Annotated in this window: 22 protein-coding genes and 2 other annotated features; all 22 genes read left to right on the top strand. The window is 45.1% G+C overall.

Going from position 1 to position 25,907, the window contains the following annotated elements; all coding sequences use genetic code 11:
• Window positions 1-24 precede the first annotated feature (24 nt).
• The 22 genes from AC27FN_RS06150 (at window position 25) to AC27FN_RS06045 (ending at window position 25,750) form a co-directional block, all read left to right on the top strand.
• Window positions 25-2,277, top strand: a complete 2,253-nt coding sequence (locus AC27FN_RS06150) for a glycoside hydrolase family 65 protein (protein ID WP_487167136.1) — start codon at window positions 25-27, stop codon at window positions 2,275-2,277.
• A gap of 242 nt (window positions 2,278-2,519) precedes the next feature.
• Complete coding sequence (gene tpx / locus AC27FN_RS06145; RefSeq protein ID WP_487167135.1) at window positions 2,520-3,017, top strand: thiol peroxidase; 498 nt, start codon at window positions 2,520-2,522, stop codon at window positions 3,015-3,017.
• Window positions 3,018-3,258: 241 nt separating this feature from the next.
• Window positions 3,259-3,477, top strand: a binding site (T-box leader).
• Window positions 3,478-3,537: 60 nt separating this feature from the next.
• Window positions 3,538-6,201, top strand: a complete 2,664-nt coding sequence (locus AC27FN_RS06140; RefSeq protein WP_487167134.1) for a valine--tRNA ligase — start codon at window positions 3,538-3,540, stop codon at window positions 6,199-6,201.
• Window positions 6,202-6,357: 156 nt separating this feature from the next.
• Entirely contained in the window at window positions 6,358-7,662 is a 1,305-nt protein-coding gene (locus tag AC27FN_RS06135; RefSeq protein ID WP_487167133.1) for a bifunctional folylpolyglutamate synthase/dihydrofolate synthase, read from the top strand.
• Window positions 7,663-7,747: 85 nt separating this feature from the next.
• The gene (locus tag AC27FN_RS06130) at window positions 7,748-8,209 is read left to right on the top strand and encodes a JAB domain-containing protein (RefSeq protein WP_487167132.1); all 462 of its coding nucleotides are present in this window, start codon (window positions 7,748-7,750) and stop codon (window positions 8,207-8,209) included.
• 131 nt (window positions 8,210-8,340) lie between these two features.
• Window positions 8,341-9,351: a rod shape-determining protein gene (locus AC27FN_RS06125; protein WP_487167131.1), complete on the top strand. Its 1,011-nt coding sequence runs from the start codon at window positions 8,341-8,343 to the stop codon at window positions 9,349-9,351.
• A 123-nt stretch (window positions 9,352-9,474) separates the two neighbouring features.
• Entirely contained in the window at window positions 9,475-10,323 is an 849-nt protein-coding gene (mreC, locus tag AC27FN_RS06120) for a rod shape-determining protein MreC (protein WP_487167130.1), read from the top strand.
• A 26-nt stretch (window positions 10,324-10,349) separates the two neighbouring features.
• Window positions 10,350-10,865, top strand: a complete 516-nt coding sequence (gene mreD / locus AC27FN_RS06115) for a rod shape-determining protein MreD (protein WP_487167129.1) — start codon at window positions 10,350-10,352, stop codon at window positions 10,863-10,865.
• Window positions 10,866-10,920: 55 nt separating this feature from the next.
• Window positions 10,921-11,159, top strand: a binding site (T-box leader).
• Between the two features lie 191 nt (window positions 11,160-11,350).
• A complete protein-coding gene (locus AC27FN_RS06110; RefSeq protein ID WP_487167128.1) occupies window positions 11,351-11,998 on the top strand; it encodes an amino acid ABC transporter permease in 648 nt (215 codons plus the stop codon).
• Window positions 11,999-12,028: 30 nt separating this feature from the next.
• The gene (locus tag AC27FN_RS06105) at window positions 12,029-12,679 is read left to right on the top strand and encodes an amino acid ABC transporter ATP-binding protein (RefSeq protein WP_487167127.1); all 651 of its coding nucleotides are present in this window, start codon (window positions 12,029-12,031) and stop codon (window positions 12,677-12,679) included.
• A gap of 2 nt (window positions 12,680-12,681) precedes the next feature.
• On the top strand, window positions 12,682-13,530 hold the full coding sequence (locus AC27FN_RS06100) for an amino acid ABC transporter substrate-binding protein (RefSeq protein WP_487167126.1): 849 nt from the start codon (window positions 12,682-12,684) through the stop codon (window positions 13,528-13,530).
• Between the two features lie 277 nt (window positions 13,531-13,807).
• Window positions 13,808-15,064: an EF-P 5-aminopentanol modification-associated protein YfmF gene (gene yfmF, locus AC27FN_RS06095; protein WP_487167125.1), complete on the top strand. Its 1,257-nt coding sequence runs from the start codon at window positions 13,808-13,810 to the stop codon at window positions 15,062-15,064.
• 11 nt (window positions 15,065-15,075) lie between these two features.
• Window positions 15,076-16,392: an EF-P 5-aminopentanol modification-associated protein YfmH gene (gene yfmH, locus AC27FN_RS06090; protein WP_487167124.1), complete on the top strand. Its 1,317-nt coding sequence runs from the start codon at window positions 15,076-15,078 to the stop codon at window positions 16,390-16,392.
• Window positions 16,393-16,496: 104 nt separating this feature from the next.
• Window positions 16,497-17,417 carry a helix-turn-helix domain-containing protein gene (locus AC27FN_RS06085; protein WP_487167123.1) on the top strand — a complete coding sequence of 307 codons (921 nt, stop codon included), beginning with the start codon at window positions 16,497-16,499 and terminating at the stop codon, window positions 17,415-17,417.
• Between the two features lie 61 nt (window positions 17,418-17,478).
• Entirely contained in the window at window positions 17,479-18,063 is a 585-nt protein-coding gene (gene pgsA / locus AC27FN_RS06080) for a CDP-diacylglycerol--glycerol-3-phosphate 3-phosphatidyltransferase (protein WP_487167122.1), read from the top strand.
• A 287-nt stretch (window positions 18,064-18,350) separates the two neighbouring features.
• Complete coding sequence (locus tag AC27FN_RS06075) at window positions 18,351-19,601, top strand: competence/damage-inducible protein A (RefSeq protein WP_487167121.1); 1,251 nt, start codon at window positions 18,351-18,353, stop codon at window positions 19,599-19,601.
• A 91-nt stretch (window positions 19,602-19,692) separates the two neighbouring features.
• A complete protein-coding gene (gene recA / locus AC27FN_RS06070) occupies window positions 19,693-20,799 on the top strand; it encodes a recombinase RecA (RefSeq protein WP_487167120.1) in 1,107 nt (368 codons plus the stop codon).
• Between the two features lie 237 nt (window positions 20,800-21,036).
• Window positions 21,037-21,795, top strand: coding sequence for an ABC transporter ATP-binding protein (locus AC27FN_RS06065; RefSeq protein WP_487167119.1), 759 nt, complete (start codon window positions 21,037-21,039; stop codon window positions 21,793-21,795).
• Between the two features lie 12 nt (window positions 21,796-21,807).
• Complete coding sequence (locus tag AC27FN_RS06060; protein ID WP_487167118.1) at window positions 21,808-23,616, top strand: FtsX-like permease family protein; 1,809 nt, start codon at window positions 21,808-21,810, stop codon at window positions 23,614-23,616.
• Window positions 23,617-23,752: 136 nt separating this feature from the next.
• A complete protein-coding gene (locus AC27FN_RS06055; protein WP_487167117.1) occupies window positions 23,753-24,124 on the top strand; it encodes a GntR family transcriptional regulator in 372 nt (123 codons plus the stop codon).
• Window positions 24,121-24,978, top strand: coding sequence for an ATP-binding cassette domain-containing protein (locus tag AC27FN_RS06050; RefSeq protein ID WP_487167116.1), 858 nt, complete (start codon window positions 24,121-24,123; stop codon window positions 24,976-24,978). The genes AC27FN_RS06055 and AC27FN_RS06050 overlap by 4 nt, the downstream gene beginning before the upstream one ends.
• Complete coding sequence (locus AC27FN_RS06045) at window positions 24,968-25,750, top strand: hypothetical protein (RefSeq protein ID WP_487167115.1); 783 nt, start codon at window positions 24,968-24,970, stop codon at window positions 25,748-25,750. The genes AC27FN_RS06050 and AC27FN_RS06045 overlap by 11 nt, the downstream gene beginning before the upstream one ends.
• Window positions 25,751-25,907: the final 157 nt, after the last annotated feature.

Here is a 25,907-nt window from a genome sequence, read left to right as displayed (position 1 = left end):
GATTTTGAAAGGATGATTAGTGTTATGAAACAAACATTTGCAGTGGCGCCTTGGCACGTGGTAACACATCAATTTGCCCCAGAGGACAAACGCTTACAGGAGTCCATGACCAGTTTAGGCAACGGCAATATGGGGTTACGTGGTTTTTTTGAAGAAGATTATTCTGGTGATACCTTGCCAGGTATTTATATCGGTGGCGTCTGGTATCCAGATAAGACGCGAGTCGGTTGGTGGAAAAATGGTTACCCGGCTTACTTCGGTAAGGTGATCAACGCGGTTAATTTCATCAAAGTTAACGTGTTGATTAACGGAGAAAAATTGGACTTGGCCACAGATGCCATTAACGATTTTTCCTTGGACCTTGATATGCAACAATCGACATTGACGCGCTCGTTTGTCGTGACGAAAGGTGACGCAAAAGTTGCGTTAACGTTTGAACGGTTTATCAGTGCGTCGCAAAAGGAATTGGCGGTGCTCAGAGTCAATGCTAAAAATGTTGGTCGTACGGCGACCAATATTAGTTTTGCATCAGCCTTAGATGCTAATGTTCAAAACGAAGACGCGAATTATGATGAGCGGTTCTGGGATGTGCTGGAAACGACTGGCGACACAACAACGGGTGAAATCATTTCGCGGACGAAGCCGAACAACTTTGGCACACCACAATTTACGGTTGGTATGGCCATGAGCAATACTTCAACCTTGCCAGAAGGATCAATCGAGGCTGCCGAAAATGAGATCGTCAATGGTTTTGCTGGTCAACTCGAACCCGGGCAGAGTGGGACGTTGGAAAAACGGGTGATTGTGGTTTCATCGCGAGACTATGACGACCAAGTTTCCTTAGCGGCTGCGATGCATCAGTTGCGCGATCAAGTTAGTCAAGCTAGTTTTGACGACCTACTGCAAGCTCATGTCGCCATTTGGGCACAACGCTGGTCCAAGAGTGATGTGACCATCGAAGGGGATACGGCTGCGCAACAAGGGATTCGGTTTAATCTATTTCAACTTTTTTCGACTTATTATGGCGAAGATTCCCGGTTAAATATCGGACCAAAAGGCTTTACTGGTGAAAAGTATGGCGGTGCGACCTATTGGGATACCGAAGCCTTTGCGATTCCGGTCTACTTAGGGGTTACGGAGGCCACGGTCAGCCGCAATTTACTGATGTATCGTTATCAACAATTGGATGGAGCCTTTCATAATGCTAAGATGCAAGGGCTTGCTGGCGCCTTGTATCCGATGGTGACGTTTGATGGCATTGAATCACACAACGAATGGGAAATTACGTTTGAAGAAATTCATCGTAATGGTGACATTGCCTTTGCAATTTATAACTACACACGCTATACCGGTGACACTAGTTATGTTGAACATGAAGGTAGTGAAGTTCTGACTGCAATTAGTCGTTTCTGGGCCGATCGAGTGCATTTTTCTAAGCGTAATCAGCAGTATATGATTCATGGGGTTACCGGGCCAGATGAGTATGAAAACAATGTGGATAACAACTGGTATACCAACTATTTGGCTCAGTGGACGTTACGGTACACATTGGCGATCTTAACTCAGGTTGACGCTGATCAAGCTGCTAAACTTAATGTTAGCGCCGAAGAAAAGGCGCACTGGCAAGATATCGTTGATCGGATGTATCTGCCTCATGATGATGAGTTGGGAATCTTTGTGCAACACGATGGTTTTTTAGATAAAGATATCGAACCGGTTAGCGCTATTCCTGCCGATCAGTTACCAATTAACCAGCACTGGTCATGGGACAAAATTCTGCGGTCTCCATATATCAAGCAGGGCGACGTCTTGCAGGGAATTTGGGACTTTATTGATGACTTTACGCCGGAACAAAAGAAAGCTAATTTTGACTTCTACGAACCACTAACGGTTCATGAATCGAGCTTGTCGGCCGCAATTCATTCGATTCTGGCCGCCGATCTGCACGAAGAAGACAAGGCTGTCGAAATGTATGAGCGAACCTCACGACTAGACTTAGACAACTACAATAATGATACCGCGGATGGCTTACACATCACGTCGATGACTGGGAGTTGGTTGGCCATTGTCCAAGGCTTTGCGGGGATGCGGGTTCAACACGACCAATTATCCTTTGCGCCATTTTTACCAAAGAAATGGACGAGCTATACTTTCCGGCAATTATTCCGTGGGCGATTAATCGAAGTTCACGTGGATAAGAACGATACAAAGCTTAAATTGATTACTGGTGATCCAATAACGATCATGGTGCACGATCAACCGGTTGAATTAGTTTAGAATTATAAATCATGAAATTTAGTGACAAAACATCGTCTGCTGACTGGGAGACGATGTTTTTGTGTTACTTGGTGGAGAGGTCGTGATCACGTTTCCCCCAATACAGCTTAAAGGAAAGTTAGGCGATTTCCTTTACTTAGCAAGCAAATAGGTTAGAATAAACCGCAAAGCGACTCAATACTAGTATTTGACTCGTGGGATTGGTTAATGACTGATAATGACAAAGAAATGGAGTGGTCTCTGTGGAAATTGTTGCAAATGACGCAAATGTTCAACTTGTTGGTGAACCATTAGCAGTAGGGGACACGTTGCCGCACTTTAAAGTGTTTAATGCCGATAACAATAAGGTTAAAATGGCAGAATTGATTGGCCAACCGCTGGTGATTAGCGTGGTGCCTGACTTAAACACGCCGGTATGTTCTGCGCAAACCCGTAAGTTTAACCTTGAAGCTGACCAGTATCCGGATATTCGGTTCATAACAATCTCCAAGAACACTCCGGCTGAACAGGCCGACTGGTGTGCAGCTGAAGGGGTTAAAAACCTGACAGTGCTGTCTGATGAAGAAGAATCATTTGGCTATGCAACTAAGTTACTCGTTCCTGATCTGGATGTTTTGGCGCGGGCGGTTTACATCATGGACGCTCAGGGGACGGTCGTTTATCGGCAAATTGTGGCCAATATTGGTGATGAACCGGATTATACGGGGGCCATCGCTGCCTTAGCGCAATTCCAACAGTGAGCGGCACCTCATCAAGTTGTTATGACAATTTATTTTTGACTAAAAAACCTAGTTAGTGGCACAGCTTTGTGGCCCGTTCACCTTGGCGGTTATTAGCGAAATTTTTTATCCGGCGCTGGGGCACACAGATTTAAGACGCGTGTGGTCTAAGCTTTGTCTACCGGTCGGACCATTGTTTTGTGGTAAGGTTTATCTTGACGCGTCGACATGAACAGCTTATGATAAAACAAATTAAAAACCAGTAAATGCGGTGACCAAGAGAGTAGGATGATTCAGGCTTTCAGCAAGCTGACGGTGATGAAAGTCGGTAGCCTGATTATGGCGAAGGTAACTTGGAAGCAATGCTGCTCAATATCTGTGAAAACAGACGGTAGGCAGCGTCGGTTCACGTTCGTTACACGTGCTAAGTGGGGTGTTTGTGGCCCAATTTAGGTGGTACCGCGAGTTAATCGTCCTAATTTTTATTGGGGCGATTTTTATTTTGGTTTTAAAAATGACTGAATTGAAAGGAAATGATGAGATGGCAAAGGATTTACCGACTAAGTATGATCCGAATCAAGTGGAAGAGGGCCGCTACCAAAAGTGGCTGGATGAAGGCCTGTTTAAACCATCGGGTGATCAGGACGCAAAGCCTTATTCAATTGTGCTACCGCCACCCAATGTTACGGGGAAACTTCACTTAGGTCATGCATGGGACACGGCGTTACAAGATATGCTAGTCCGATATAAACGGATGGAAGGGTATGACACGTTGTGGGTGCCAGGAATGGATCATGCCGGTATCGCGACTCAAGCCAAGGTAGAAGCTCGCTTACGTGAACAAGGCCTGACCCGATACGATTTAGGCCGCGAGAAATTCATTCAACAGGTGTGGGACTGGAAGGATGAATATGGCAAGACCATTCATAAACAGTGGGCTAAGCTGGGTCTTTCAATGGACTACAGTCGCGAACGATTTACACTGGATGACGGCTTGTCAGATGCTGTCAAAAAGGTCTTTGTTACCTTGTACGAAAAGGGCCTGATTTATCGCGGCGAGTATATTATTAATTGGGATCCGCAGGCGCGAACGGCATTATCTGATATTGAAGTTATCCATGAGGATGATAAAGGCGCCTTTTACCACGTTAAATACCCCTTTACCGACGGCACGACATTTGATGGTAAAGATTATATTGAGATTGCCACGACTCGGCCTGAAACGATGTTTGGTGACGTAGCTGTGGCCGTTCACCCGAGCGATGAGCGGTACAAAAATTTAGTGGGTAAACACGTTAAAGTACCATTGGTTGATCGAGAAATACCGATTATTGCGGATGAATATGTCGATCCTGAGTTTGGCACGGGAATGGTGAAAATCACGCCCGCCCATGATCCTAACGATTTTCTCGTGGGAAATCGGCATGATTTAAAACGGATCAATACGATGAACGAAGATGCAACAATGAACGAAAATGCCGGCAAATACAACGGGATGGATCGGTTTGACGCACGAATTGCGATTGTCAAAGATCTGCAGGCCGGTGATTGGATGTTGAACATCGAACCCATTACCCACTCGGTGGGACATTCAGAGCGAACTGGCGTACAGGTAGAAGCTCGTTTATCAACCCAATGGTTTGTCAAAATGAAACCTTTGGCCGACCAAGCATTAGCGCATCAGAAGACGGATGATAAGGTTTCATTTTGGCCGGCGCGCTTTGAAGATACCTACGAACAGTGGATGGAAAATGTCCATGATTGGGTTATTTCTCGACAGTTGTGGTGGGGACATCGAATTCCGGCTTGGTACAATAAACAAACTGGCGAAACTTACGTCGGGATGGAAGCACCAACCGATGCGGAAAATTGGGAACAGGATCCAGATGTCTTAGATACTTGGTTTAGTTCAGCGCTGTGGCCATTTTCAACGATGGGTTGGCCTGATGAATCAGCGCCAGACTTTCAGCGTTATTTCCCAACAGATGCATTAGTGACTGGTTATGACATTATCTTTTTCTGGGTCTCACGAATGATGTTCCAATCAGTTGAATTCACTGGTCGTCGACCGTTTAAGGATGTATTGATGCATGGACTGATGCGTGATTCCCAGGGTCGTAAGATGAGCAAGTCACTTGGAAATGGGATTGATCCAATGGATGTCATTGATCAATACGGTGTTGACGCAATGCGGTGGTTCTTAGCAACCGGATCAACACCGGGTCAAGATGTTCGGTATGATTCAACGAAGCTTGATTCAGCTTGGAATTTTATCAATAAGATCTGGAATGCCAGCCGGTATGTCATCATGAACTTGGGGGATATGGACGCGCCAAAATTGCCACCGAAGTCACAGTGGAACTTGGCGGATCGCTGGATTTTAAATCGTCTCAATCAAACGACGGCGGATGTCCACCGGTTATTTGATAAATATGAATTTGGTGAAGTCGGTCGTGCGCTGTATAATTTCATTTGGAATGACTTCTGTGATTGGTATATCGAAATGACTAAAGAAGTCCTATCCGGAAATAATGAGGACGCTAAGCAAGCGACGCAAAACGTTCTGGGGTATGTGCTGGATCAGACCTTGAAGCTGATGCATCCGATTATGCCGTTCGTCACGGAAGCCCTGTGGCAAGAGATGCCACATCAAGGAAAGTCGATCATGATCGCGGATTATCCAGTGGTGCATGATGAACTGGTCGATGATCAGGCTCAACTAGATATGAGCAAATTAATTGAGTTGATTACCGCCGTAAGAAATATTCGGGCAGAAGCGAATGCGCCGATGAGTAGTGCCGTTGATTTACTCATCAAAACGAACAACGCTGACCTGAAAGCATTATTGACCGATAACGAAGAGTTTGTTGCCCGGTTCTGTCATCCACGAGAACTAAAAATTGGCGCGGATGTTGTCGCGCCACAGTTGGCCATGTCAGCCATTATTACCGATGCGGAAGTCTACATTCCGCTGGCTGAACTGATTAATTTAGATGATGAAATTGCTCGCCTGGAAAAAGAAGTCGGTGGTTTACGACAGGAAGTGAGCCGTTCTGAAAAGAAACTAGGCAATGAACGCTTTGTCAAAAATGCACCTGTGGAGGTGGTTGAACAAGAACGCGCCAAACAAGTGGACTGGCAACAAAAATTAGCGGCAGCTAGCAGCCGGCTTTCCGCTGTTAAGGCTAGTCGAGAGACCAAGTAAATGTTAATGGTTATCTGAGTTATGTGAAGATGAAAGACCCCTATCTCCCAAAAATTCGGGAACAGGGGTCTTTCATTTTAAAAAATAACGAAACAAATTTTAGCTGGATTTCGTAGGCAAGTTTGCGCTTAGTAATCGATTGTCAGGAGGATGTTAATGATTGAAACATACGATGAAGCTGTGGCTTATATTCATGGCCGTTCGCGCTTCAAAAAATCACCTGAACTTACACGAATGCGGGAATTGTTAGCGGCCTTGGGTCATCCGGAAACAGCGGTCAAAATGATCCATATTGCTGGCACAAATGGCAAAGGCTCGACTTTGACGTTTTTGCGGGAATTGTTAGCGGCTGATGGACTGACGGTGGGCACCTTCACGTCACCATTTCTAATTGAATTTAACGAGCGTATTAGTGTGGATGGGCAGCCAATTAGTGACGCTGACATTTTACGACTCGTTCAAAAAATTGCACCGATTGAAGCAACCTTAGATGCGACCTTACCCGATGGTGGACCAACCGAATTTGAAACCTTAACGGCGATGATGTTGCTCTATTTTGCTGAAGGCCATGCGGATATCGTGTTAGTAGAGGCTGGACTAGGAGGCCGGTTTGACTCGACTAATGTGATCACACCATTAGTTAGTGTGATCACGACGATCGGGTTAGATCATATGAAAATGCTCGGTGATACGTTGGCTCAAATTGCTTGGCATAAGGCTGGTATCGCGAAGCCGGGTGTTCCGCTGATCACGGGGAACATCACAGACAAAGCTGCACGAGTACAAATTAAGCAAGTGCTTCAGGAAACACGAACTCCCTGGATAGCAATGAATCGTGATTTTTCCACCGTTGACCAGAACGCGACCGGTTGGCAGGAGCGCTTTACATTTGATGGGCTTGGCGTTCATTTAAAGGATTTATCAATTAAGATGCTGGGGCGTTATCAAATTGATAACGCGGCGACGGCGATTGCGGCTTATTTGACCTATCATCAGCGGTTGAATTTACCAGTAGATGTTAAATCGATTCGGACTGGGCTAAAACAGGCAAATTGGGCCGGACGATTTGAAAAGGTCAATGACCAACCATTAGTAGTGATTGACGGGGCACACAACGAACCAGCCATTGAGGAATTAGCCCAGCTGATCACATCACATTTTGCAACGCAACAGGTGACGATCATTTTTGCCGCGTTAGCCGATAAGGCATATCAAACGATGCTGCATACGTTAATTAGCTTGCCCAATGTCAAGTTGGTATTAACTCAGTTTACTGGACCGGGCAACCGGCCAGTTGCCAACCTACAAGAATTAACTGCCGGCCTATCTGTTGAGGTGCCAGCTTTTGAACATTGGCAGCAGGCGATCGCGGATACCGCTAAGCAGCTTTCAGCCGATGACGTTTTAATTATTACTGGATCGTTATATTTCATCAGTGATGTTCGTCGTTTATTTAAATAAGTTAGGGAATGGGTGATTTTTTCGTGGTTAATTGAAGGATTCCCGTATGTATGATTAACGTCAGATAAGGGAGGATTTTAATCAAATGGTGGAAAAATTAACGCAGCAAGGCGGTCTACAAGTGGGACAGATGGCCGGTTCCAGTCGCAGTGTGGGGATTGCGCTGAGCGAGGAATTGAGCGGTTTACGGCAAGAAACATTACTGCTATTGACACTAAATGTTAAAAACCAAGTTACCACTCGACATGAAATCTTTCGTGGGACGGTGGATGCCTGCATTGCCCATCCGCGCGATATCTTTTACGAAGCTGTGACAGCGAATGCAGCACGGATGATCGTTGCGCATAATCACCCTAGTGGCGTGGCCACACCATCACCTAGCGATGAGGCTTTTGGACAACGACTGTGGCTGGCTGGTCAATTGATGGGGATTGATCTGCTGGATTGCTTTGTCGTTGGCACTCACGGGTACTTCAGCTTTAGTGAACATGATTTGTTTAGCAAATTGACGATGCCGGCATTGCCGATGCGGGAAGCCGGCGTTTGATCATGATCACTCTTAAGGAACGTTAAAATTGTAATCGACAGCGGAAACCATCTGTTTTCGCTGTTTTTTGTATGGTATACTTTTTCCGATATGATTTGGGCCAAGGGTCTTTTGTGAAGGGAAGAAATACTGTGTTTGGATTAGGACAAAAAAACATCGGCATTGATTTGGGCACGGCGAACACGCTCGTTTACATTGAGGGTAAGGGAATCGTGTTGCGTGAGCCATCAGTGGTTGCGCGTAACACGAATACTGGCGATGTCGTCGCTGTCGGTCAAGAAGCACGGAAAATGCTTGGTCGTACACCAGGAAGCATTTCAGCAATTCGTCCCATGAAGAATGGGGTCATTGCAGATTACGATACGACCGTTGCAATGATGAAATATTATATTGAAAAGTCCCTCGGCCGTACGACTGAGAAGCCATACATTATGGTTTGTGTGCCAAGTGGGATTACCGAAGTTGAAAAACGGGCGGTAATTGATGCGACGCGGGTTGCAGGTGCACGTGATGCATACGTGATCGAGGAACCATTTGCTGCCGCAATCGGCGCTGGCTTACCAGTAATGGATCCCACTGGGAGTATGGTAGTCGATATTGGTGGTGGCACGACGGACGTTGCTACCATTTCCTTGGGTGGCATTGTGTCCAGCCGCTCGATTCGAATGGCCGGTGATAAGCTGGATGAGACGATCGTGGCGTTTGTTCGGCAGAAGTATAATTTACTGATTGGTGAAACAACGGCGGAGAATCTTAAGATCAAGATTGGTTCGGCATCCATTGAAGAAACTGCCGGCATGGATAGTGAATCTGTCCGGGGGCGCGACTTAATCTCTGGTTTACCTAAAACCATTGAAGTTACAGCCGAGGATGTGGCAACCGCGATTCATGATACGATCGAAGAGATTATCGAAGCCATCAAGGAAACCTTGGAAGAAACTTCGCCCGAAATTGCTGCCGATGTCATCGATCATGGCATTGTGCTCACAGGTGGTGGCGCACTGTTGAAAAATTTGCCAGATGTCATTTCTGCTGCGACAAAAGTTCCAGTATTTGTGGCCAATGAACCACTTGATTGTGTCGCAATCGGCACTGGAGAGTCACTCAAGAGTATTGAAGTTATGAAACGGCGTAATCGATAGGCGTTAATAAGGGTGGAACAAAGGCAGTGGTGGTGTTTTTAAAAGACCATCATAGTGAACAATTAAAGGTTCACAGCTATTTTGTTCCACTTTTTTGATGGCAGCCTAACGTGGAGGGAACACATGCACAGATTCTTTTCAAATCGACGATTAGTGATCATTGCATTGGCCGTTATTACCTGTTTGGGATTAATGACGGCTTCGGTTGCACTGCGCAATCGTCGCAATACACCGCCGCTGATTCAACAATTTGGTAATGACGTGGCTGGCTTTGCTGATCGAGTTATCAGTATTCCGGCTGGGGGAATTGGCTCTGGTGTGAACAGTATTTCTCAACTATTAAGCACCTACGATGAGAACCAGCAGTTAAAACAACAAGTTGATCAATTAGCTCAAGACAAGGTTCGGCTCCAAGAGATGACCAAGGAGAACCGCGAGTTACGACAGGAGTCTAAGCTAGATGCCAGTTTGTTGGATTATACGAGCATTACGGCTAATGTTATCGCCCGGACCCCGTCTTCTTGGCAAAATCAATTAGTTATTGGTAAAGGACAAGTGAGCGGGATTAAGAAGAATATGCCAGTTTTATCTGGTAAGGGACTGGTCGGCCGGGTCACGGAGGTTAATCAGACCAACAGTAAGGTCGAGCTGATTTCTGATGATAATGACGCGGCTAATCGATTCGCGATCCAAGTGACGGCCGACAATGGCAAAACGGTTAATGGAATTGTAACCGGCTATGACAGTACTAAGAACCTGATTGAGATGGGACAAGTGACGACGAAAGTAGCCGTTAAGAAGGGCGATAAAGTGATTACCAGTGGGCTAGGTGGGATCACGCCGAAAGGGCTTTTGGTTGGTCAAGTTGATCATGTTCAAGCTGACGATTACGGCTTGGCCAACAAAATCTATATTAAACCGGCTGGTAATTTAGATACGGTTAATGTGGTGACCGTCGCTGCAGAAAAATAAATCCATTTTATGAGGAGGTCACCAACATGAGCCAATCCAGACGCCGCTGGATTTTTGTTTTAGGTTTAGTTCTGTGTATTTTTTTGGATGGTGTTTTAAGCCAATTGTTTTCGGGATTGCTATTCAGGCCCACGGTCAGTGCCGTGCCAGAATTAACGACATTGTGGTTGACGTGTGCCGCTTTTTTTGAAGATGACACGCATTTGCCGACGTATTGGTTTGCGGTTGGTGCCGGAATTATCTTCGATCTCTTTTACATGGGTTATTGGGGTGTTTATCTGTTTATTTTTCCAGTTATCGTTTGGCTGGCACGTATTTTGCGCCAATACTTACCCGTAAACCTGTTCGCAACACTCCTTGTCGGATTTCTTGGTTTCGGTTTGCAACCATTATTGAGTTGGTTGGCTCTTCAAGTCGTCGGCTTGACCAGTGCCTCATTAACGGACTTCTTGGTGACTGCGTTAGCACCGACCTTGGCACTTAACGAAGTTTTGCTGGTGATTTTATATTGGCCTGTGCGGCAAATTTACTTGAGCCATTAAAAGACCCTTGACAAGGGTAGTGACGACGATTATATTAGTCTCAACTTTTAATTGATGAATGACGATGAACAGAAGAGTAGGTGGACAGACTTCTACAGAAAGTGACCGGTGCTGTGAAGGTTGCGAAGTTGACCATTGAAACACATCTGTGAGTTGCTGACTTGAAGGCTTTTAGATAAAGCTGTAGGGACAGTCGGACGGTCCGTTACCCCAAGGAGTTTTTTAACTCGCTGAGCCAAACATTGTGAGATGTTTGGAAACGATGAGGTGGCACCGCGGCAAAACGCCCTCACTGATCTAATTGATTAGATCAGTGAGGGCGTTTTGCTTTAGGATCAATTTCGGTTGGTAAGTTAAAAAACTCCCCGAGTTTGTCGTTGCGAGGCGGCAATAAAATGAGGTGGCACCGCGTTAACCAACGTCCTCTAGTTAACAGATATTGTTGGCTAGGGGATTTTTTTATTGGAATGAATGGAGGATTGAAGATGTCATTAACTTATATCAGTGAAATTTTGCCGTCCTTATTAAGTGGCGCCGCAATGACAATTAAAATATTCTTTTGGACGCTAGTGGGTGCTCTGCCGCTAGGAATTCTGGTTAGTATAGGGCTGAGATCACGTTTTGCGGTACTTCGGGGGGCGTTGAACTTTTATGTCTGGCTAATGCGTGGCACCCCGTTGTTACTGCAATTGATGTTTATCTTTTATGGTTTACCAGATGTCAACATCGTGTTTGCACGCTATCCAGCAGCTTTGTTAGCGTTCATTTTAAATTATGCCGCCTATTTTGCTGAAATTTTTCGGGGCGGCTTTGCCGGTATCAATGCGGGACAGTATGAAGGTGCTCGCGTGCTTGGTTTGACCTACACACAAACATTACGCCGGGTTGTACTACCGCAAGTCGTGAAATCCGTGATTCCGGCTGTGGGCAATGAGGTGATTAATTTAGTCAAAGACTCCTCATTAGTTTATGTCATTGGGTTAGGCGATTTGCTTCGCGCCGGTAACGTAGCTTCTGCTCGAGATGTGACGTTAGTGCCATTGATTTTGGTGGGAATTATCTACTTGTTATTAACCTTAGTCTGCACTTGGGGACTTCGTTCATTAGAGCGTCATTATAGCTACTATCGCTAACGGTGAATGAGAATAGAAAGGAGTTTTAACATGCTCGAAATTAAAGCGATTAATAAGGCGTTTGACGGTCGAACCATTTTAAAGAATTTCTCAATGAACGTTCCGGATGGTCAAATTGTGAGTGTCGTCGGGCCCTCTGGTGCTGGGAAAACAACCTTATTGCGTTGTATTGCTGGGTTAGAAAAGCCGGACACTGGACAGTTCATGTTAGACGGACAGCCATTTGATCCAGTCACCGATCGAGGGCGGGAACGTAAAATCGGGGTTGTGTTTCAAGATTTCAATTTATTTCCTAATTTAAGTGTGTTGGACAACGTGACGTTGGCACCAGAGCTAGTGGGTGATTTAACAAAGGACCAAGCAGTCGCCCAAGTTCAAGGGTTGATGGCCTCGCTAGGAATCACCGCCTTAGCTAAGCAGTATCCCTTTCAACTTTCGGGAGGACAAAAGCAACGCGTCGCGATTGCCCGAGCACTAGCGATGCAACCAGAAGTGCTGTGTTATGATGAGCCAACCTCGGCACTAGATCCGACGTTACGAGACACGGTTGGTGAGTTGATTTTGGACTTGAAACGGCAAGGAATTACGCAGATTGTGGTGACTCATGATCAAGCATTTGCTCAACAAATCGCTGATCAAGTGGTTACGGTTAGCCCAGTTAAGGCGGCAATGGAGGATTAACTATGCAAAGAAGATTGCGTCAGCTTTGGTGGCGATGGTTGATCCTGATTGCGTTATTAGGGAGTTTGTTATCGCTAACCGGCTGTCAAAGTGTCACCTGGCGAGCTGATCATGAGGATACCTGGTCACGAATTGAACGACGTCATAAAATTGTGATTGGGCTAGATGATAGTTTTGTTCCAATGGGCTTTCGGCAAAAGAACGGCCAGTTGGTCGGCTATGACGTGGACTTAGCCCGGGCCGTGTTTGCCCACTATGGCATTAAGGTGGATTTTCAAACAATTGATTGGTCGATGAAAGAAACTGAGTTGCGGAATGGAACGATCGATGCCATTTGGAATGGTTACACCGTAACTCCACAGCGAGCAAAAAAAGTTGCGTTTTCCGAGCCTTATTTACGTAATCACCAAGTCCTAGTCACCAAGCGTTCACAACACATCACACAGTTTTCACAAATGCGTGGCAAAATTTTAGGTGTGCAAACTGGTTCATCTGGTCAATCACTGGTTAACGCACAACCTAAGCTACTGAAGCGATACATTAAAGGCGCTCCAGTTCAATATGACACATTTAATGATGCGTTCATCGATCTAAATGCCAATCGGATTCAAGGCCTTTTAATTGATCAAGTTTATGCGGACTATTACATCAAACATGAAAGCAATCCGGCGGCTTATCGAACCATCGTTGGCCAATTTGCCGGAGAGGATTATGCGGTCGGTCTGCGCAAAGGAGATGTTACCCTGCGAAATAAAATAAACCAGGGCTTAGACGCGATGGCTAAAGATGGTCAGTTGCAACAAATCAACCACAAATGGTTTGGCCGCGATGCCGATAGTTTGGTTAAGTAAACGGCAATGACCAAGCGGTGTTTAGAACAAACCTAAAATCTAATTTTCATTATCATCCTAAATCGCGTAAATGCGGGGCATAAGTCAAGTGATTCCACTGATTTATGCCCCGTGCTTACGTTTTGTCAATTTTATTTTTAAAATTCGCTTGAATGGTTACTTGTGTTTCATTGGGGATCACTAAATCGTCAAATGACGTTGCGCCCAGCATTGTGTTCCCACCCATTTTCAGCTAAGATGAATCAATGACAATGAAGATGAAAGGTAGGCGGGATTGATGGCCATTGATTTAGCAGCAGGCGTTCATTTGACCGTTCTGCCAACGACTCAATTCAAAACAATTAGCACGTTAATTACCTTTAGTTCCCCAGCATCGCTAGCCACGTTAACTGCACGTTCATTACTGGCTGATTTGCTTGAGACAAGTACGGCAGCGTATCCTACTCAAACGGACTTGGCTAGTGTTTTAAGTGATATGTATGGCGCTAATTATAGTACTAATGTGACTAAGAACGGCGATCAGGCACAATTTCAATTTGCCTTAACGGTGCCGAATGGACGTTATTTGGCGGATCAACCGGATTTATTATCAGCTGGGTTTGATTTTTTGAATGAGGTTATTAACCACCCGTTGTTGCAGCCCGGATTGCCAGCCTTTGATTCGATTACGTTTGCGCGGCAGCAACATAATTTAGCCGTCGCTTTGCGCGCGGTTGATGAAGATAAGGCATTGGCTGCCCGTTTAGCCGCCCAACGGCTCCACTTTGGTGAGGTTGTGGCTGGTTATCCGAGTGCTGGGCGTCTGAGTGATGTCGCCAGGTTGACCGCTAGTGAAGTGTTCGATGTGTATCAGCAGATGGTAACAGATGATGAGGTTCATATTTATGTACTAGGAGATGTTGCGGAAGCTAATGTTAAGGCGGCTGCCGCCAAACTTCAATTAGCGGATCGAAAACCGGCTACCAGTGGTTTGTTCTATCATAATAAACCAGCTGCATCGGTAAAATCTGTCGTCAAACACGAAAGCTTGACCCAGGCAAAATTAGATTTGATTTATCATTTCCCCGTAGATTACGGACAGGCTCTTTATTACCCCGCGCAAGTTTTCAATGGCTTATTTGGCGGCACGCCGTTATCATTGCTGTTCACTAACGTGCGAGAAAAGCATAGTTTAGCTTATTATGCTAATTCCAGTGTCAACTTCTTCAATCAAACGTTGACGGTTCAAACTGGCATCGATGGGCAACAGGCTGAGCAAGTCCAAACAATTATTGCTGAACAGCTGGCCGACCTGACCGAGGGTCGGTTTAGCGATCAGAGATTCCATCAAGTTCAAGAGACGCTCATTAACGCGCGGGAGGCAGCTCAAGATAGTCCACGCGTGGTGATTGGCAGCCAGTTACTTGACGATTTGTCCGGACAAACAATTTCAGTTGCAGATTGGGTGAATGGCATTAACGCAGTGACACCTGCAGATGTCACCATGGTTGCACGTTTGGCCACGCTAGCAACCGTATATTTATTGACGAATTAGGGAGGCTAGCCTTGAAGAGACATGAGTACCAACAATTAGGAGAAACGTTGTTTGAGGAAACATTGACCAATGGGTTATTGGTTCAACTATTACCGAAGACTGGTTTTCACAAAACTTATGCTGTCTTGACGACTGACTTTGGGTCAACGGATCGTACGTTTGTGCCACGAGGCGGTGACCAAGCGATCACGATTCCGGATGGCGTTGCCCATTTTTTGGAACACAAGATGTTTGAGAAGGCCGATCACGATGCCTTTGATTTATTCGGTGAATATGGTGCAGATGCCAATGCATTCACCAGCTTTACTCGAACAAGTTATCTATTTTCAGCGAGTCGACATTTACGTGAGAACCTAAATGTTTTACTGGATTTTGTTCAAACACCTTACTTCACACCGGCAACAGTGGACAAGGAAAAAGGCATCATTGGACAAGAGATTCAAATGTATGATGATGATCCTAACTGGCAATTATTTATGGGCATTGTTGGCAATTTATATCCAACGGAACCTGTGCATATTGACATTGCAGGAACCGTTGAGTCGATCAGTCATATTACTGCCGATCAACTCATGACAACGTACCAAACGTTCTATCATCCATCCAATATGAATTTATTTATCGTAGGTGGCTTTGAACCAAATGAGATGATGAGTTGGATTCGCGAAAACCAAGGGACTAAGGAATTTCCGGCCGCAGAACCGATTGATCGAACCGTGATTGAAAATACCGATGCGACGGAAATTTTGCCATATCGAAGTCGTCATCTAGAGGTGACCATGCCCAAATCAATTGTTGGTTTGCGTGGTTTAGATGAGGTACCTGAAGGACGAGCGGGTTTGAAGTATCGCATGGCAGCGACGCTGTTATTAGATATTTTATTTGCTGACACTAGTCCAACATATTTAGACCTGTATGATCAAGGTATCATTGACGATAGTTTTGACTATGATTTTTCATTAGAACGAGGGTTTCATTTCCTGACCATTAGTAGTGATACTATCAAGCCGAATGCTTTTTCGGAGGCGATCATTTCTGTCCTCGAACACACAAACGATTATTTGACGGATCAGCAGGCCAGTCGACAGTTTGAACTAGTTAAACGTGAAGCAATCGGACATCATATTATGATGATGAATTCGGTTGAAGCAATTGCTAATGCGTATGAAGGTCGCTTATTCGATCAGGCTAATTTAATGGATGAAATGACAATCCTTCAGTCGATGACATTGGCAGATGTTCAGTCAGTTGGTACCCAACTGATTCAGTCGGCAGGCATCAGTGTGTTCGATATTTTACCAACTGATGAAACCAATAGTAATCTTTAAAAATTACTGCGGTTTTTGACGTTACAAAACATCGGCTTTTCGGTATGCTATACTCGAATGTAGCGGCTTGCGTCGTATTTTAAAATAAATGGAGTTTTAACGTTATGAGTGATGAAACACCAACGATTGGTCAAAAACTGCAGGAAGCACGCAGCGAAAAAGGCTTAACAATAGATGATGTCCAACAAGCGACCAAGATTCAACGGCGATATTTGATCGCCATTGAAGATGGCCACTTCGAAGAACTACCAGGCGATTTTTATGTACGTGCGTTTATCAAACAGTATGCGCAAACGGTGGGCCTGGACGGTGATGAATTATTAAAGGATTATAATGATCAGTTGCCACAGGCTGCTGCGACAAATGTCATGCCAGTTACTGAAGAGCAGCCGACCACCCGTGAACCTAAGACCACTAAAATTGGGAAAGAAAATACCGGCTTAGATCGTTTACGAAGTTTACTGCCGATTATTATTGTGAGTGTTATTGTGGTGATTATTTTAGGGACAATCTGGGTGTTCGCTGTTCGTAGTGGTCGTCAGTCGAGCAACAATAGTGCAGTTTCAAGCAGTCATGTGGCGGTTAGTTCCAGCAAAACGGAGTCGGCTAGTTCACACAAATCGTCTTCAACAAGTCAGTCGAGCTCAAGTTCTTCCAGCAGTGAGACGACTAAGTCAAAGACAAAACAAACTTTGGTTCCGGTGACAACGACTGGTGCTAATGCCACGTACCGAGTTGAGAATGCCCCCGCGACTAACAAACTGACGATTACAGCTAAGGGCGCTGACTCTTGGGTTCAAGTCACACCTACTGGTGGTCGGGCGCTATACGTCGGGACCATTACAACCGGAACGAATAAGGAATTAACATTACCAGCGGGCACGACTGGCGTTAGTGTTTCCTTTGGGAATCGGACGGCGACAAAGGTAACGATTAATGGCAAGGCAGTTGATCTAACAAAAGGAACTGGCACAACCGGGGTCTTGACGTTACAGTTACAAGCAGCTACCAGTGCGGCTAAATAGAAATCAGCGGTGTACCAACTCTTAAGCGAGAGCGGTGCACTTTTTGCTTGGAGGTTAACTTGTGAATTTACCAAATAAATTAACAGTTTTTCGGATTATTTTAATTCCTATTTTCTTAATCATTTTGGCGGTGCCGTTTAATTGGGGGAATGTTGTCTGGGCCGGAACGACCATTCCGCTAGTGAACGTCATCGCCACAGTGATCTTTATCGTTGCCTCTCTAACCGACCTATTAGATGGTAAAATTGCTCGTGGTCAACATTTAGTGACCAATTTTGGCAAATTTGCTGATCCATTAGCTGACAAAATGCTGGTGATGACTGCGTTTGTGGTCCTTATTGAAATGGGAAAAGCCCCAGCTTGGGTCATTGCAATTATTGTTTGTCGTGAATTGGCGATTACCGGCCTGCGGTTGTTGATTGTTGAAAACAATGGCACCGTAATGGCCGCTGCCTATCCAGGTAAAATCAAGACCACCACCCAGATGTTAGCCATTATTTTATTACTGCTGAATAATGCTTTCTTCAACAATATGCATCTGCCGATGGCGGGAATTTTGCTGTACACTTGCCTGTTCTTCACCATCTACTCTGGCATTGATTACTTCGTTCAGAACCGCAGTGTTTTTAGTGATGGTTTTAAGTAGATCAGGTTACAGACTAACCGACAGCTAGCCGGCAAGCAAAACGGGAACACACAGAAAATTAGTAATAGTGAGTCGTTAGGACGAATTTTGAATGATGATGGTTTATTCATCGTTTGAAATTCGTTTTTTTAAACAGTGGCCTTTGATAATTAGATTGTCTGGCTTGATAGATTTAGATGAACGATCGCGAGAAACTTGGGAAAAAGCTTTATAATGATGATAAATATCTTTTCGACAGTTTACACGTATGTACACTTTGTTCAACAGACTTAGGCGGAGGGAGAAATATGCAAGCAGAGATTATTGCGGTGGGCACGGAGATCTTACTTGGTCAAATTGACAATACAAATGCGAGCTATGTTGCACGTGGGCTCGCGGACCTCGGAATTTCGGTGTTTCACCAGCAGGTTGTCGGTGATAATGGGCTACGGCTAGAAGATGCGTTGTCGCTAGCTGAGCAGCGCAGTGATCTAGTTGTGGTGATGGGTGGCTTAGGGCCAACGAAAGATGATCTTACAAAGCAAATTGTGGCCCGACATCTGAATCGAACGTTAGTCGAAGATGAGGTCGCGATGGGAAAAATTAAATTACACTACCAGCGGTCTGGTCGGCCGATGGGCGATAATGATCGATTACAGGCCCTGTACATTAGTGGTGGACAATCGTTGGCAAATCATAATGGAATGGCAGTTGGGGATTTTATTCACCAAGAAAATTGGGCTGATTTTTTGGTGCTGCCAGGGCCGCCACGCGAACTGATGACGATGTTTACCTCAGAAGCAGTGCCACTTTTAAAGCAAACTTATTTTCAGTTGGAACATTTAACCTCCCGGGTATTGCGCTTTTTTGGCATTGGTGAGGCAGCATTGGCACGAAAATTGGACGATTTAATCAACGAACAAACAAATCCAACTTTAGCTACCTATGCGAAGGATGCTGAGGTGACTTTACGGTTAACTGCGTCGGGGCCTTCCATACAGGATAACGAAACGCGCTTAGATAACCTTGAGCAACAGATTAAGAGCCGGGTCGGCGATTTTTTGTACGGCTACGGAGATGATAATAGTCTGGTCGAAGTCGTGATCAAGCGGCTCATCAAGGCTAATTTAACATTGACCGCGGCTGAAAGCTTAACAGCGGGATTATTTCAAAGCACGATTGGTGAAGTTCCCGGGGTTTCTGCCATTTTTCCCGGTGGATTTGTGACTTATGCTGCGGCCGCAAAAACGCAACTCATCGGTGTTCCTCAGGCGACGATTGCGTCTCATGGGGTCGTGAGCGAAGCGACAGCTAAAGCAATGGCGCAACGAGCACGCCAGGTATTACAAACAGATATTGGCATTTCCTTCACGGGTGTGGCCGGTCCAGAGGCATTGGAAGGTCAACCAGCGGGGACCGTGTGGATTGGACTTTCAATATTAGATCAACCGGTGTTCGCCCGTGAATTTCACTTTAGTGATGATCGTCAGTTGAATCGCTGGCGGGCAGTAATGAATGGCTTGAACTTAATTTTACGAGCCTTGCCAGCTGAAAAATAATACGAACTTTTGTTCGCTTTTTGCTTGATTTTGTTGAATCGAATCGGTATGATTGGGTCACTAGGTTACGTGATTAAAGGAGGATCTGCCCTTGGCTGATGCACGTCAGACAGCATTAGATGCTGCGTTAAAGAAGATTGAAAAGAATTTTGGTAAAGGATCGATCATGCGGTTGGGAGAGAATGCCAACACGCAAATTTCAACGATTTCTTCGGGATCATTAAAGTTAGATGATGCACTGGGTGTTGGTGGCTTTCCTCGTGGCCGAATTGTAGAAGTATATGGCCCTGAATCTTCTGGTAAGACGACAATTGCGTTACATGCCGTGGCCGAAGTACAGAAGCAGGGCGGTACGGCTGCGTACATTGACGCTGAAAACGCGCTTGATGCTCAGTATGCGGAGGCACTTGGGGTCAATGTTGATGACTTATTGTTATCGCAACCAGATACAGGTGAACAAGGTTTAGAGATTACTGATGCGCTGGTTTCATCTGGGGCCATTGATATTGTGGTCATTGACTCGGTGGCAGCACTAGTACCACGGGCTGAAATTGAAGGTGAAATGGGTGATGCCCATGTTGGGCTACAGGCTCGGCTGATGTCGCAGGCGCTACGTAAGTTATCTGGAACGATTAACAAGACCAAGACGATTGCGATCTTTATCAATCAAATTCGGGAAAAGGTTGGGGTTATGTTTGGTAACCCAGAAACAACACCTGGTGGTCGAGCTTTGAAGTTTTATTCAACTGTTCGTCTTGAAGTCCGCCGTGCTGAACAAATAAAAGATGGCACGGAAGTGATGGGAAACCGGACACGGATTAAAGTGGTGAAAAACAAAGTGGCTTCACCGTTTAAAGTGGCCGAAGTTGACATCATGTATGGGCATGGGATTTCTCAATCTGGGGAATTGTTAGATATGGCGGTCGATAAGGATATTGTCGACAAATCCGGCGCTTGGTATGCCTACAACGGTGAACGAATCGGACAAGGTCGTGAAAACGTCAAAGCTTATTTAGAAGCGGCCGAACATGAGCAAATGCGCCAAGAAATTTATGATAAAGTTCGCCAAGCCTATCATATGGATGGGGATGTCGAAGCGGCAGAAACAGTTGATGATGAGAAGCCGGCTACTGACGATAGTAAAACCAGTAAGAGTAAGACTAAGTCAAAAGAGAGCGAAACAACCCTCGATGTTTAAGTAAATGATGATTAAAAAGTCGCGCCCAAATTAGGCAGCGACTTTTTTAGTGGTCTTAACTAAGGGGTTTGTGAAGCAGTGGCCAGTTGATAGGTTGCGTTGGTACCTGTGAGTAATGGAACCGGTCGACAGATTAAGTCGAATTTATGAATGAATGGGTTGACTTTCCAGTGTGTTACCTATATGGTTAGTTGCACAAGTAATTAACCATATAGGTAGCTAAGGGAGGAATCATTTATGCAAATGACACCAGTGGTAAAAGTTGCTAATTTACACAAAACATATGGACGCAAAAATGAAACGCAATATGAAGCTTTAAAAGGTATCGATCTAACGGTTGCCGAGGGCGAGTTCGTTGGCATCATGGGTGCTTCGGGTTCTGGTAAGACGACGTTACTAAATTTGTTGTCAACGTTAGATATACCGACTAGTGGCAGTGTTGAGGTTAACGGCAAGGAAATCACTCAGTATCGGGGCAAGTCATTGTCAGATTTTCGTTCCGAAGAAATCGGCTTCATCTTTCAAGATTTCAATTTGTTGGAGAGTTTAACGGCTCGCGAAAACATCGGTTTACCCTTATCACTGCAAGGACGGGCAAAACAAGAAATCCGCAAAGCGGTTGAGGAAGTTGCATACAGCTTATCAATTGCCAATCTGTTAGATAAATATCCAGCTGAATTGTCTGGCGGTCAGAAACAACGTGTGGCCGCTGCCCGCGCGATTGTGCATCATCCGGCGATTGTAATGGGTGACGAGCCAACCGGAGCGCTTGATTCAAAATCGGCTCGCGATTTGTTAGATTTGCTGACAGATATCAACAAGAAACAGCATGTATCTGTCTTACTTGTCACTCATGATCCATTTTCGGCCAGCTTTTGTGATCGAATTATGTTCATTGCAGACGGCCAGATTAATGACCAGCTCATTCGCGGCGATGCCACGCGCCAAGTGTTTTATCAACAAATCCTAGATCAGCTTGGCACATTTGACAAATAGGAGGGCGCAAACATGTTAACGAAACTCGCGCTCGCGGGCATTAAGCATCGACTAAAAGATTATTTAGTACTCTTAACCGGGCTAGTGATCTCATCGGCAATTTTTTATATGTTCGCTAATTTAGCGACAAATCAAGCTTTTATCAATGCCAACACAACGATCAATGCGGCCAGTCAAGTATTCAAATTTGGCATGGTCTTGCTGATGATCATTACCGTTGTTTATTTGGGGTATGCAAATTCCTTTTTACTTAGTATGCGCCAACATGATTATGGTCTCTTCATGATGTTAGGCGCTAAGAAAAACCGAATTGGTCAACTTGTTGTACTTGAAACACTTCTGCTTGGCATTATTGCCACGATTATTGGGATTGTCATAGGTATTGGTCTAAGCGCTGGTTTGTCAGGATTTCTGTTTAGGCAGCTTGATTTAACGGTTAAACACTTTAGTGTGATCTATGGGCCAGCCATCATTACGACGCTTGGATTATTTGTTGGTCTGTTTTTAATCGCTGCGCTATTCAATATGGCTAAGTTGGTCAAAACACCTGTTTTAACGTTGTTGCACAGCGATGACCAGGCATTTGTACCACGCAATCATTCGCTGGTTCAGGCATTGGAGATTGTTGGTGGGGTGTTATTACTCGGCAGTGGCTACTTAGCGATGGCAAAAATTAACACGCTGCAACTTTCGGCGATTCCAATTGCTCTAGTGACAATTACGGCGGGGACGTATTTTTTGTTCAATGGTTTGGTCGTCGGCATGATTCGCTTATTAAAGCGAACTAATTTTGCTAACCACGCCTTACACAATTTTACTTTAGGTCAAATTATGTTCCGTATTCAAAGTTATACGCGGATCTTAACCATCGTTTCTTTACTCTTTGCGTTATCGTTAGGGGCGATCAGTGTCGGAACGCAGCTGCATCGACAGGTACCCCAAATGGCTAGATCAGTGGGGGCCTATGCGGTCGTGATTAATGATGCCAATCCTAAACAACAGCGACAAATGCACCAACTAAATGGTGCTAAGCAGGTAACCTATACGCAAAAGATTGTTGGTCAAAAAGTTTATTACTCCGAACAAGAATTTTTAAAACAGCCGTTTAAGATTGCTAAAACGACAGACGGGGTGAATGGTCAGCGACAACTTGAGACACTTTCGATTGCTCAATTGAAATCGGATGGTGTGAATCAACCAGAATTCGCAAGCTTAGTTCCAAAACGAGGGCAACAGGTCAGTGAGGTTGTGAGCCAATCAGCATTTACTCGAATAGACGCACCCACGCATCAAGTTACACTAATCAAAACTGATGATCTGACGAGCCAACATAACCAACCATTGTTAACTCAGCTCGTAAAGACTCAACAGCAGCGCTTTAGTCAGAATGACGGGCAAATGGTCGGTACTTTTGGGTGGTATCAATTCTTTAATTCCATGTTTGGCGGAATGGAGTTTATGGGCTTTTTCCTCGGTTTTGCATTCTTAGCGATGTTGGCTAGTTGCCTAATGTTTAAGATTTTGTCGGGAGCAACAAAAGATATTGTACGCTACAAAATGTTGAACAGAATTGGTGCGCGCCAGCAGTTAATGCGATCAGCCGTGCGCAGTGAAGTGCTAACCTTATTTGCCATTCCGGGTGTGCTGGGAATTGTTGATGTCTTGTTTGGTTTGCAGATGTTCAAAGACCTGTTATTAGATCCGTACGCAATGATCGGCTGGATTATTTTGGGCTTTTGCGCCATGTACGCCATTTACTACTGGATCACCGCTGCGCTATATATTCGCTTAGTTATTCCTAAAGAACGAGTGGAGGCTTAAGGGCTCGCATCAAGGCTGCAGCTTGTTGGCTCGATGGGTGGCATTCACCTTGATTTTAGATTGACGAGATCGAAGACGTCGCTTATCCTTTTTGCTAAAGTAGAACTTTTATTGTCTAGTGGTTGGAGATGAAAACATGCACTTTGACTTTGACGGCACCATGCCCCTTTACTTACAGGTGGCTGAACAAATTGAAGAGGCCATTTTAAGTGGGACTTATGAGGCTGGCGAGCAAGTGCCATCAACAACTGCCATTTCGCGAGAGTTTCACATTAATCCCGCGACGGTTTTGAAGGGGATGAATATTCTCGTTGACCGAAAAGTTTTAGAAAAGCGACGTGGTATGGGGATGTTTGTGCTAGATGGAGCCAGAGAACGGGTGACCTTTAACCGGCGGAATGACTTCTTCGAGCAACAGGTATCACCGCTAGTAGCGGCTGCCACACAAATTGGTTTGACTGAGGCAGAGCTCGTCGCGCTCATCGAACGGGGGTACGGCATTAAATGACAATCAACGTTACAAAATTGACAAAAACAGCCGGTCGGCATGAACGATTGCATGATTTAAACTTAACAATCCAACCTGGCATGATCTACGGTCTGCTGGGACGTAATGGTGCTGGAAAAAGTACGTTACTGAACATTATGGCTAATCGTGTGTTGCCTAGCCAAGGTAGAGTAACCATTGATGGACAGGAATTGGCGCAGTCTGATCGAACCCTCCAACATCTTTATTTGATGAGTGAGGATAATTTATATCCGAGCCGAGAACGGGTTAGTGATTTATTTAAACTGACTGCTGCACTATATGGCACATTTGATGATCAGTTGGCAAGGCGACTAGCTAAAGCCTTTGATTTAGATGTGAATGCTCGATTTGGCGGTTTGTCAACTGGCTACCGCACCATTTTTAAGGACATCATTGCCTTAAGTGTCCCTGCTGACTATATCCTATTAGACGAGCCCGTATTAGGGTTAGATGCTAGTCACCGAGATTTGTTTTATCAATCCCTGATTGAAACCTACGCCCAGCGTCCCCGTACATTTGTTATTGCAACACACCTTGTCGAAGAAATTTCTGGGCTATTAAACCAAGTTATTGTGATGGATCAAGGCCGTATTTTAGTTGCCGAAGCGACAGAGGATTTATTGGCCCGCTCGTATCAGTTAAGCGGACCTAAAGAAACGATGGCTGCATTCTTACCCACTGTCACAACGCTACGAACGCATCAATTTGGTAAACAAACGCAAGCGGTCGTAACCACGGTTGGAAAGCTTGATTTACCGGCTGGGGTGACAAAGGAAGCGTTAGATTTACAACAGCTGTTTGTTGCGTTAACGGAGGGTCATCATGAAGTTTAAACCAGTCTATCAGTATCGTTTGCGACACGATGCAAGTCTGTTGGGTTATGCTTATTTAGGCATCTTTGCTGGTATCTGGTGGTTGCCGACGTTATTGAGTCTGTTACTGACTGGTCGCCAATCAGCGCTGGCGCCAAGTCAATATTTAGCTAGTTTGTTTCCACAATTTGCCATGCAAATCCTATTTTTTATTGCAAGTGGCATGGTTTATCGTGGTTTCACGGTGTTGATACAAAATGGCATCACTCGAAGGACTTATTGGTGGGCAAAATTGGCCAGTTTGTTAACCTACGCGGGTCTTGTGTCGGTCTTAAACGTCCTTTATCGGTTAATGATTGCCCAACCCCTCGGACTTAAAACGTATCAAGTCTATGGTCGCCTTGAATTTGGCTCATTTACCACACATGGTATTAGCGACGTTTGGTGGTATTGGGGGCGTGATTTAAGTACGCTTATCCTACTTATCGGTGCCGGTATGATGACGGGGGCGGTGCTAGCATTATTGAACTGGCGATGGAAGGTAGCCACGTTAATCGCAGTACCTTGCGCTGGGGCCGGGTTGATCGCTATTACGTTGGCATCGGTTGGCAATACGTCAAATGCCTTCTACAATTCTTGGGCTGGAGCATTATTACGTTTGATGTATGGCTTTGACGGTCATTTTCGTTATCAGGCGCCGGGAAATTCCATCGTGACAAACGTGATTTTGACGATCATTTGCTTACTGATTAGTTATGCCTTTAATCGATTATTGGCGGTTCGGCGTGGCTAGGCTGCGTTAATTGACTGCATAGGGATTCAAACGAAAGCAGTGCTTATGTTGACAGTTGCCCTGAAGATCAGTAAACTAGCAATGTGTAATGAATCAATATAAACATCTGTAATTAGTTTGCGGCTGGCTTAACGGTCAGCCATTTTTTGATGAAGGG

Source organism: Furfurilactobacillus sp. W61-4, from assembly GCF_057545565.1.
This window is presented reverse-complemented; position numbering and strand designations above follow the sequence as displayed.